The organism is Pseudomonas sp. 58 R 3 (assembly GCF_900006605.1).
Classification (GTDB): Bacteria; Pseudomonadota; Gammaproteobacteria; order Pseudomonadales; family Pseudomonadaceae; genus Aquipseudomonas; species Aquipseudomonas salomonii.
Genome location: NZ_CVTT01000061.1, coordinates 257135 through 267957, shown reverse-complemented (window position 1 = coordinate 267957; position 10823 = coordinate 257135). Strand labels below are relative to the sequence as shown.

General features: G+C 61.9%; 7 protein-coding genes. 3 read left to right on the top strand and 4 right to left on the bottom strand.

What is annotated here, in order from left to right:
* Positions 1–53: 53 nt before the first annotated feature.
* Positions 54–1796, bottom strand: coding sequence for a potassium/proton antiporter (locus BFP92_RS19590; protein WP_058422393.1), 1743 nt, complete (start codon positions 1794–1796; stop codon positions 54–56).
* Positions 1797–1969: 173 nt separating this feature from the next.
* The gene (locus tag BFP92_RS19585; RefSeq protein ID WP_065930726.1) at positions 1970–3595 is read right to left on the bottom strand and encodes a methyl-accepting chemotaxis protein; all 1626 of its coding nucleotides are present in this window, start codon (positions 3593–3595) and stop codon (positions 1970–1972) included.
* 277 nt (positions 3596–3872) lie between these two features.
* On the opposite strand from BFP92_RS19585, the gene BFP92_RS19580 reads away from it, so the two are divergent.
* Together BFP92_RS19580 and BFP92_RS19575 are read left to right on the top strand one after the other, a co-directional pair.
* Positions 3873–4103 (top strand): hypothetical protein, encoded by a 231-nt coding sequence (locus BFP92_RS19580; protein WP_017138532.1) that lies wholly within the window; start codon positions 3873–3875, stop codon positions 4101–4103.
* On the top strand, positions 4100–4393 hold the full coding sequence (locus BFP92_RS19575; RefSeq protein ID WP_017138531.1) for a cell division protein ZapA: 294 nt from the start codon (positions 4100–4102) through the stop codon (positions 4391–4393). Before BFP92_RS19580 ends, BFP92_RS19575 begins: the two co-directional genes overlap by 4 nt.
* Here BFP92_RS19575 and BFP92_RS19570 read toward each other — a convergent pair.
* Entirely contained in the window at positions 4390–6192 is a 1803-nt protein-coding gene (locus BFP92_RS19570; protein ID WP_065930725.1) for an acyl-CoA dehydrogenase, read from the bottom strand. The genes BFP92_RS19575 and BFP92_RS19570 overlap by 4 nt on opposite strands.
* A 230-nt stretch (positions 6193–6422) precedes the next feature.
* On the bottom strand, positions 6423–10376 hold the full coding sequence (gene putA / locus BFP92_RS19565; RefSeq protein ID WP_065930724.1) for a trifunctional transcriptional regulator/proline dehydrogenase/L-glutamate gamma-semialdehyde dehydrogenase: 3954 nt from the start codon (positions 10374–10376) through the stop codon (positions 6423–6425).
* 81 nt (positions 10377–10457) lie between these two features.
* Between putA and BFP92_RS31365 the strand changes: the two genes are divergently transcribed.
* The gene (locus tag BFP92_RS31365; RefSeq protein WP_139114088.1) at positions 10458–10775 is read left to right on the top strand and encodes a hypothetical protein; all 318 of its coding nucleotides are present in this window, start codon (positions 10458–10460) and stop codon (positions 10773–10775) included.
* The last annotated feature ends 48 nt before the right edge of the window (positions 10776–10823 follow it).

The following is a 10823-nucleotide window of genomic DNA, read 5'->3' as shown; positions in this document are numbered from 1 at the left end:
TACCGGTCGAGCAAGCTAAAGAGGCTGGTGGCGTGGCGCCGTAGCCTCGCAGTTTAGAGGAAGAGTCCAGGGCCTGGACGACTTCCTTCGGGGAATTTGACGCCGACTTTTCCGATCTTGTTCCCGTCCATGACCGCGACGGTCCAGATTGTGTTGTTCCACTCCACCTGGTCGCCGACGATGGGCGCGCCACCGACCTTCTGGGTGATGAAGCTGCTGAGCGGCATGTCCGGGTCGATGCCGTCGAGCTTGAGCCCGTACAAGGCCGAGACCGCGCCCAGTTGGGCGTCGCCTTCGAGCACGAAATCGCCGAAGAAGCGCAGGTCGAGGCCGCGCTGCGGCGCCTGGCTGAACAGTTTGCCGAGGGCCGGCAGGTTGTGTTCGTGGCCGATCACGCAGAGTAAATCGTCGACTTCCAGCACCGTACTACCCGACGGATGGAGCAGTTGCTGGCCACGGAACAGCGCCGCGATGCGCGTGCCTTCGGGCATTTTCAGCTCGCGCAGGGCGGCGCCGATGCACCATTTCTCCGCGCCCAGGCGGTAGACGAACAGCTCCCACTCGCTGGTGACGTGCACTTCCAGGGCGGCGCGGGAGATGGGCGCCGGTTCCGGCGGCACGGTGACTTTCAGCAACTTGGCCACCCACGGCAGGCTCGTGCCCTGCACCAGCAGCGACACCAGCACGATGAAGAACGCCAGGTTGAAGTACAGCTGCGCGTGCGGCAGGCCGGCCATCAACGGGAACACTGCCAGAATGATCGGTACCGCGCCGCGCAAACCGACCCAGGCGATAAAGGCTTTTTCGCGTCCGTGGAAGGCCTTGAACGGCAGCAGGCCGACCATCACCGACAGCGGCCGCGCAAACAGGATCATCCACAGCGCCAGGCCCAGCGCCGGCAAGGCGATGGGCAGCAGGTCGTGGGGTGTGACCAGCAGGCCCAGCACCAGGAACATGCCGATCTGTGCCAGCCACGCCATGCCGTCGAGCATATGCAAAATGCCATGACGGCTGCGCACCGGGCGGTTGCCGATCACCAGGCCGCACAGGTACACGGCGAGAAAGCCGCTGCCGTGCAGGGCGTTGGTCAGGGCGAACACTACCAGGCCGCCGGCGATCACCAGGATCGGGTACAGGCCGGTGGCCAGGTTGATGCGGTTGACCATTTGCAGCATCAGCCAGCCGCCGCCCAGGCCGACGATGCCGCCGATGCCGAATTCGCGGATCAGGTGAGTCAGCAGGCTCCAGTGCAGGCCGGTCTGGCCACTGGCAAGCATGTCGATCAGGGTGACGGTGAGGAACACGGCCATCGGGTCGTTGCTGCCGGATTCGATTTCCAGGCTGGCGGTCACCCGTTCGTTCAGGCCCTTGCCGCCGAGCAGCGAGAATACCGCTGCGGCGTCTGTGGAGCCGACAATCGCGCCGATCAGCAAGCCTTGGATAATATTGAGGTCGAACAGCCAGGCCGCCGCCATGCCGGTGAGGCCGGTGGTAATCAACACCCCCACCGTGGCCAGCGACAACGCCGGCCAGAGTGCCACGCGAAAACTCGCCACCCGTGTGCGCAAACCGCCGTCGAGCAGAATGACGGCCAATGCGAGGTTGCCCACCAGGTACGCGGTTGGGTAGTTATCGAAGATGATGCCGCCGCCATCGACGCCGGCGACCATGCCCACGGCCAGGATGATCACCAGAATCGGGATCCCCAAGCGCGAGGAAAGAGAACTCACCAGAATGCTCGCACCCACCAGCAACGCGCCGATCAAGAACAGGCTGTTGATGGTCGTCGCATTCAAAGGCAGTACTCCAGAACTGGGAAGACAGGGCGCAAACTGACCATGCAGTCTGCGTGCCAGCGATTCTAACCTGTTGAATTGCTGTGCTGTCAAAAGATCGTTCCCACGCTCTGCGTGGGAATGCCTCGTTGGACGCTCTGCGTCCGCTGTCAATGTGGGATCGCCGGTGTCTGTTAAAGCCTGAAGCGCCCCACCATCCCGTTCAGGTCCACCGCCAGGCGCGACAACTCACTGCTCGCCGCGCTGGTCTGGCTGGCACCCGTGGCCGATTGCACCGACAAATCACGAATGTTCACCAGGTTGCGGTCCACTTCCCGCGCCACTTGCGCCTGCTCTTCGGCCGCGCTGGCGATCACCAGGTTGCGTTCGTTGATCTCCACAATCGCCGTGTTGATGGTGTCCAGCGACATCCCTGCGCCCTTGGCAATGTTCAGCGTCGATTCCGCACGTTCGGTGCTGTTGCGCATCGAATCCACCGCATGCTCGGTGCCGGCCTGAATGCTGCCGATCATCCGTTCGATTTCGCTGGTCGACTGCTGGGTGCGATGGGCCAGCGCGCGCACTTCATCGGCCACCACGGCAAACCCACGACCGGCTTCACCGGCACGCGCCGCTTCAATCGCGGCGTTCAGGGCCAGCAGGTTGGTCTGGTCGGCCAGGCCGCGAATCACGTCGAGCACTTTGCCGATATCGCGGGACTCATTGGCCAGGTCGCCAATCAACGTGGCGGTGGCTTGCACGTCGCCGCTCATGCGCTCGATGGCGCTGACGGTTTCCTGCACCAGGTCACGGCCGTCACCGGCAGACGTGGTGGCGTTGCGCGAGGCTTCGGAGGTGCTCACCGCGTTGCGTGCGACTTCTTCGACGGCACTGGTCATCTCGTTGACGGCGGTGGCGGCTTGCTCGATTTCGTTGTTCTGCTGGGTCAGGCCACGGGCACTTTCGTCGGTGACGGCATTCAGTTCTTCTGCCGCAGACGCCAGCTGGGTCGCGGAGCCGGCAATGCGTTGCAGGGTGTCGCGCAGCTTGTCCTGCATCTTGGCCATGGCAGCGAGCAGGCGGCCGGCTTCGTCGTTGCCGTCAACCTTGATCGGGCGGGTGAGGTTGCCTTCGGCGACTTCTTCGGCGGCTTCCAGCGCCTGGGCGATGGGCAGCGTGATGCTGCGGGTCAGCAACCAGGCGAACAGCAGGGTCAGCGCCGTGGCAATGATCAGCAGGCCCACCACCAGGTCAAAGGCCATGTCGTATTGGTCTTTGGCTTCTTGGTTGGTGGTGTTGGCCATCTGGTTGTTGAGGTCCAGCAGGCGCGTCAGCACCGCATTGACTTGCTCGGAATTGCTCAGCATTTCGGTGTTGAGCAAGGTGCGCAGCTCATCGATCTGGTTGGCGCGCGACAGGCTCTTCATGCGCTCCTCGATCTGATGGTACTGGCCGAGCAAACGCACGTATTCATCGTAGGCGCTGCGCTCTTCGCGGCTGTCGATGAGTTTTTCGTAAACGCCTTGGGCAGCACGTATCTGCTGGTTACGCAGTTCGAAGGCTTCCAGGGTCTTTTGCTGCACGTCCGGCTCGCGGTTGGTCAGCAAGCGGTACGACAGCACCCGCAGGCGCAGGGTCAGTTGGGTGAATTCGTCGAGGGCGCGGATGCTCGGCACGCTGGCTTGGGTGATGTCTTCGGTGGCTGCGCGAATTTTGCTCATTTGGTTCAAGGCGAACACACCGAGAAACAACATCAGCGCGCCAATAAACGCAAAGCCAAGGAAGGCCCTCGGAGCGATATTCATATTACGAAGAGACATGCGGGAATCCTGGGGAGAAGCGCGATCCGTGCGGCCATGAGACGAGGTGTGCATTACGTATCGGCCATGCGACTAAAGTCTTAAGGAGGCGCGCGCTTTTGTCGCATCTGACGAGGGGTTGGGCGGATTCAGGAACCAGATCGGGTAAATGCAGTCACTAAGGCTCGAAAGTGCGGCCCGGCCCTTAAAAATCGGGCTGCGCGCCGGGGATAACCCTGGCATCCGAGGTGAATTTTCTTTATCGTCACCGCCCTTTGAAAAAGCCCGAGAAATCAAAATGTTAGAAGCATCCCTCAGCCAGCTTGAACAGCTGGTCACTGACCTCGTACAACAGAATCAAGACCTGCTCGGCAGCAATGAAGCCCTGAAAGCGGAACTGGCCCGCGCCAAGGACGAAAACGACAGCCTGCAACTGAACCTGATGGAACAGGAAGAAAAGCACGGCGCCACCGCCGCGCGTATCCAGGCGCTGGTTGAGCGTGTGAGCGCAGGGCCTGTCGGCGCATGAATGAAGGGATAAAGGTCGTTTCGATTCTCGGAGAGGATTACTCGATCAAGGCGCCGCAAGGGGAGGATCAAACCCTGATGCACGCCGTGACCATGCTCAAGGCCTCCCTGGCCACCACCAAGAAAAAGTACCCGACCCTGATCGGTGACAAATTATTGGTACTGGCCGCGCTGAACCTGTGCGCCGAGCAGATCGACATGCAAAAGCATCACCAGCAGGAACTCGACCGTTACCAAGAGCAAGTCAGCGCCACGGTCGAAGTGATTTCCAAGGCGATCGGAACGCCTTAGAACCACGCGTCCTGCATGCCCAGGCACGTGTCATCGCGTGCCTCCAGAATCGCCAGTTCATGATGGCAGCTCGGTACTTCCCAGGTCAGGAAGTACCGGGCGGCCTGGAGCTTGCCTTTGTAAAAGGCCACATCGGCCGCATGACCCTTGGCCAAACCTTCCTCGGCGCGAATCGCCTGCTCCAGCCAGCGCCAGCCAATCACCGTGTGTCCGAACACTTTCAAGTACAGTGCCGAGTTCGCCAGGCTGCTGTTGACCTTGCCGTGGGCGAGATCCGTCAGCAGGCCGATCGTCACGCTTTGCAGGCGGTTGACCAGTTGCTCCAGCGGTTCGCGCAGCGCCGTCAGTGACGGATATTCCTGAGCCCGAGCGCCGGTTTCGGCGATCAGGCGGATCAGTTGCTTCAAGCCCGCGCCGCCGTTTTGCGCGAGCTTGCGCCCGAGCAAATCCAGGGACTGAATGCCATGGGTGCCTTCGTGGATCGGGTTCAGGCGGTTGTCGCGGTAGTACTGCTCCACCGGGTATTCGCGGGTGTAGCCGTGGCCGCCGAGGATCTGGATCGCCAGTTCGTTGGCCTTGAGGCAGAACTCCGATGGCCAGGATTTGACGATGGGCGTGAGCAGGTCGAGCAGTTCGTGGGCGTGCTTGCGCTCGGCTTCGGTTGCCAGCGTGGTGGTGTCGTCAAACAACCGAGCCGCGTACAGGCCCAGGTCGAAGGCGCCTTCCACATAGGCTTTTTGGGTCAGCAGCATGCGCTTGATATCGGCGTGCTGGATGATCGAAACCGGCGCGGTGCTCGGGTCTTTGCTGTCGGGCAGGCGACCTTGCGGGCGTTCGCGGGCGTATTCCAGGGAATAGAGGTAGCCGGCGTAACCCAGCATCACTGCACCCATGCCGACGCCGATGCGTGCTTCGTTCATCATCTGGAACATGCAACTCAAGCCTTGATGGGGTTTACCCACCAGGTAGCCGACACAGTTGCCGTTATCGCCGAAGTTAAGCGCCGTGGACGTGGTGCCGCGCCAGCCCATCTTGTGGAACAGCCCGGCCAGCAGCACATCATTGCGTGCGCCCAGGCTGCCGTCTTCGTTGACCAGGAATTTGGGCACGATAAACAGCGAAATGCCCTTCACCCCAGGCGGCGCGTCCGGCAGCTTGGCCAGCACCATGTGCACGATGTTTTCCGACAGCGGGTGGTCGCCGCCGGAGATGAAGATCTTGTTGCCCTTGAGCCGATACGTGCCGTCGGCCGCAAGCTCGGCGCGGGTGCGAATATCCGACAGCGACGAACCGGCATGCGGCTCGGTGAGGGCCATGGTGCCGAAGAAGCGGCCCTCGATCATCGGCTGCAGGAAGCGCTGTTTTTGTTCCTCGGTGCCGAAGCTTTCGATGAGGTTGGCGGCGCCCATGGTCAGGAACGGGTAGGACGTTGAAGCGGCGTTGGCCGACTGAAAATGCGCGAAACAGGCTTGGGAAAGCAGGGTCGGCAACTGCATGCCACCGGCTTCGAAACTGCGGGCAGCGTTCAGAAAACCCGCTTCCAGAAAAGCGTCCACGGCGGGTTTGACTTCCGGGATCAGGATCGCCTGGCCGTCTTCGTAGCGCGGTTCGTTTTCGTCGTTTTTGCGGTTGTGCGGCGCGAAGTACTTCTCGGCAATGCTGCGCGCCGTGCTGATGGCGGCATCGAAGGTTTCGCGGTTGTGTTCGGCAAACCGCTCGCGCTGGGTCAGGCCCTCGGCATCGAGGACTTCATACAGCTCGAAAGCCAGATTGCGGGAACTGAGCAGCATCTCGGACATGGCGGCTTACCTTTGAAGGGAATCGCCTGAGTCTAAGTGCGCGAATAGAGGCTGGATAGCAAGATTGATTTGCGTGATGGAGGGGCAGAACGCGGGCGGAAGGTGGAGCGCGTGAGATCGTTCCCACGCTCCGCGTGGGAATGCCTCTTGTGACGCTCCGCGTCACGCTTTGGGACGCAGAGCGTCCCTGGCTGCATCCCCACGCAGAGCGTGGGAACGATCAGTGGTGGTTAACCGATAGTCATCAGGCTCGCATTACCACCGGCCGCAGCGGTGTTAACGCTCAACGCCCGCTCGATCACCAGGCGTTCCAGCGCAATCGCCGTCTCACCTTGCGACAAACCATGCACCCCAACAATCGCGCCACCGCGCTGCGCCACTTGCTGGCACACCGCACGCAGTTGGTCGGAATCGCCGTGGTGCACGACCGCGTCGAACACCACTTCATCCTTGGTCCAGTCAGCCACACGCTTGATCTTCGCCTGAACTTCCCGCGGCAAGCGTGGGAACAAGGCCTTGGTCAGGTCAGTTTCCGGCCATACCGCCGAACCGCCCACAGCCAATACCGCCGCCAGTTGCGTCAGCAGGTCGCCTTCCACTTCCGCCAGGCACAACACGTGCTCGCGGGGCAGGATGGCGTAGCTGTTGCGCTCGCCGGTCGGGCCGGCCAGTTGGCGGGTGATACCACTTTGCGATTGCGCGGCGAACTGGCTGCACAGGGCGCTCAGGTCGCTGAACTTATTGCTGTCGGCCCAGGTTTTCAGGGCGGTCAGCGGTTGGCTCATGGCATCACGCAGACGCACGTCCGGTGCAGCGAGCTTGTCGCCGCGCACGAAGGATTGCTCGATGGCATCCGTAGGGCGCGTCGACAGCAGGCGGTACAGGTACAGCGGGCCGCCCGCTTTCGGGCCAGTACCCGACAGGCCTTCGCCGCCGAACGGTTGCACACCGACCACGGCACCGACGATGTTGCGGTTCACATAGACGTTACCGGCATGCACGTTGTCGATCACCTTGGCGATGGTCTCGTCGATGCGCGTGTGCACGCCCAGGGTCAGGCCGTAGCCGGAGGCATTGATCTGGCCGATAAGCTGGTCGATCTCTTTGCGCTTGTAGCGCACCACGTGCAGTACCGGGCCAAAGATTTCGCGTTGCAGCTCGTCGAAACTTTCCAGTTCGATCAGGGTTGGCATCACGAAGGTGCCGCGCTTGATCTCTTCGCCGTCGGCGATCGCCACCTGGTACACGTTGCGGCCTTTGTCGCGCATGGCCTGGATGTGTTTCTCGATGCCGGCCTTGGCTTCGGCGTCGATCACCGGGCCGATATCCACCGACAAGCGCTCCGGGTTGCCCAGGCGGCATTCAGCCATGGCACCCTTGAGCATTTCGATCACGCGGTCTGCCGAATCTTCCTGCAGGCACAGTACACGCAGGGCCGAGCAACGCTGGCCGGCGCTGTCGAAGGCCGAGGAAACGACGTCGATCACCACTTGTTCGGTGAGTGCCGAAGAGTCGACGATCATCGCGTTTTGGCCACCGGTTTCGGCGATCAACGGGATCGGGCGGCCCTGGGCATCCAGGCGACCGGCGACATTGCGTTGCAGCAGGCGCGCCACCTCGGTGGAACCGGTGAACATCACGCCTTTGACGCGATCATCACCGACCAGACGGGCACCGACGGTTTCGCCCTGGCCCGGCAGCAGCTGCAGCACGCCTTCCGGGATACCGGCTTCGAGCAGGATGCGCACGGCTTGTGCCGCCACCAGCGGGGTTTGTTCGGCAGGCTTGGCCAGTACCGGGTTACCGGCGGCCAGTGCGGCGGCCACTTGGCCGCTGAAGATTGCCAGCGGGAAGTTCCACGGGCTGATGCAGACCACCGGGCCCAATGGGCGGTGGGCATCGTTGGTGAAATCGTTGCGCGCCTGCACTGCGTAGTAACGCAGGAAGTCCACGGCTTCACGCACTTCGGCGATGGCGTTGGCGAAGGTCTTGCCGGCTTCACGGGCCAGCAGGCCCATCAGCGGCTGGATCTCGCCTTCCATCAAGTCGGCGGCGCGCTCCAGGATCGCGGCACGTTCGGCAGGCGGGGTGGCCTGCCAGATCGGGCCGGCGTTGATCGCGCACTGGATCGCATTGTCGACGTCTTCGACGGTGGCTTCCTGTACATGGCCCACCACGTCACGCAGATCGGACGGGTTCAGCACCGGTGCAGCAGCTTCAGTGCTGGAAGCGCAGCCCAGCATCGGCGTGGCTTTCCAGTTGTTATGCGCGGTGGCCAGCAGCGCGCAAGACAGCGACGCCAAGCGATGTTCGTTGGCCAGGTCGATACCGGCCGAGTTGGCGCGGTCGCTGCCATACAGGTCGCGCGGCAGCGGGATACGCGGGTGCGGCAGGCCGAAGCCGCCTTCCAGCGTGGCCATCTGCTCGATGTTGGCCACTGGGTCGGCCACCAGCTCCTGAATCGAGATGGTGTGGTCGGCAATGCGGTTGACGAATGAAGTGTTGGCGCCGTTTTCCAGCAGGCGACGTACCAGGTACGCCAGCAGTGTTTCGTGGGTGCCGACCGGTGCGTATACGCGGCACGGACGGTTCAGTTTGCCATCGGAAACCTTGCCTACAACCTGCTCGTACAGCGGTTCGCCCATGCCGTGCAGGCACTGGAACTCGTACTGGCCAGGGTAATAGTTCTGACCGGCGATATGGTAGATGGCCGACAGCGTGTGGGCGTTGTGCGTGGCGAACTGCGGGTAGATGACGTCCGGCACCGACAGCAGTTTGCGTGCGCAGGCAATGTAGGAAACGTCGGTGTACACCTTGCGGGTGTACACCGGGTAGCCTTCCAGGCCTTCAACCTGGGCGCGCTTGATTTCGCTGTCCCAGTACGCGCCTTTTACCAGGCGGATCATCAGGCGATGGCGGCTGCGGCGTGCCAGGTCGATGACGTAGTCGATCACATACGGGCAACGCTTCTGGTACGCCTGGATCACGAAGCCGATGCCGCTCCAGCCGGTCAGTTGCGGCTCGAAGCACAGGCGCTCGAGCAGATCCAGCGACAGCTCGAGGCGGTCGGCTTCTTCGGCGTCGATGTTCAGGCCGATGTCGTAGTGCTTGGCCAGCAAGGTCAACGACAGCAGGCGCGGGTACAACTCGTCCATCACGCGCTCGTACTGCGCACGGCTGTAACGCGGGTGCAGTGCCGAGAGTTTGATGGAGATGCCCGGGCCTTCATAAATCCCACGGCCGTGGGAGGCTTTGCCGATGGAATGAATGGCTTGTTCGTACGAGGCCAGGTACTTCTGGGCATCGTGTTCGGTCAGCGCGGCTTCACCGAGCATGTCGTAGGAATAGCGGAAACCCTTGGCTTCGAACTTGCTCGCGTTGGCCAGGGCTTCGGCGATGGTTTCGCCGGTGACGAACTGCTCGCCCATCAGGCGCATGGCCATATCGACGCCCTTGCGGATCATCGGCTCGCCGCTCTTGCCGATAATGCGGCTCAGGGACGAGGTCAGGCCCGCTTCGTTATGGGTGGCGACCAGTTTGCCGGTCAGCAGCAAGCCCCAGGTGGCGGCGTTAACGAACAGCGACGGGCTGTTGCCCAGGTGCGGATGCCAGTTGCCGGTACTGATCTTGTCGCGGATCAGCGCGTCGCGGGTGCCTTTGTCCGGGATGCGCAGCAGCGCTTCGGCCAGGCACATCAGCGCTACGCCTTCCTGGGACGACAGGGAGAACTCTTGCAGCAGGCCTTGAACGATACCGGCACGGCCGCCGGCGCTCTTCTGATTGCGCAGTTTTTCGGCAATCGAGGCGGCCAGCTTGTTGGTGGCCTCGGCCATTGGCTGCGGCAGGCGGGCCTGCTCGATCAGCATCGGCACCACTTCCGGCTCCGGGCGACGGTAAGCGGCGGTGATCGAGGCGCGCAGTACCGATTGCGGCAGGATGCTTTCGGCAAACTCCAGGAAGCACTGGTGGGCGTGGTCCGGTTGCACTTCGCCAGCGTCTTCAGCGTCCTTGCTGCCCGAACCATTGAGCTCGGTCAGGGTTGCACCACCCTCGAGTTTCTCCAGGTAATTGAAAATCGCCTGCTTGATCAGCCAGTGCGGCGTGCGATCAATGGAGGTCGCGGCCGCCTTCAGGCGTTCGCGGGTCGGGTCGTCGAGTTTGACCCCAAGGGTGGTCGTTGCCATCTTTTTATCCTCATGGGTGCCACTACCGAGTGGCATCTGCTGGCGGCAAGATTAGCTTTGCGCATGAAGAGGTGCAACCGGGTGCAACCCAAATTGTTCAGGAATTTTTCGATCGTGATCGGGAAAAATTCCGGCCCTCGACTGAATCCGCTGCGTCTTGGTGCATTTGCTTCTGAGATCGGCTGTTCTTGCTCCGAAAAGGAGCAAAAAACCGGTATTTCCGCGAAAACACATCAAGGTGCAACTTATTCTCAAGAAACTGGTTGCACCTTATTTACTTTGTTGAATAGCATTCGCGACCAAGGTGCAACCACCCGCAAGGGTCGGTTCATCGGCTGGCGGCTTTCCTGGGGAAACGCCAGTCATAAATGCGCGGCTCGCCGTTTCGTCTACCCGTAACCAATGGGTGGCCGTCTGCCAGACCGCTGCTACATAAAAACAAAGCCA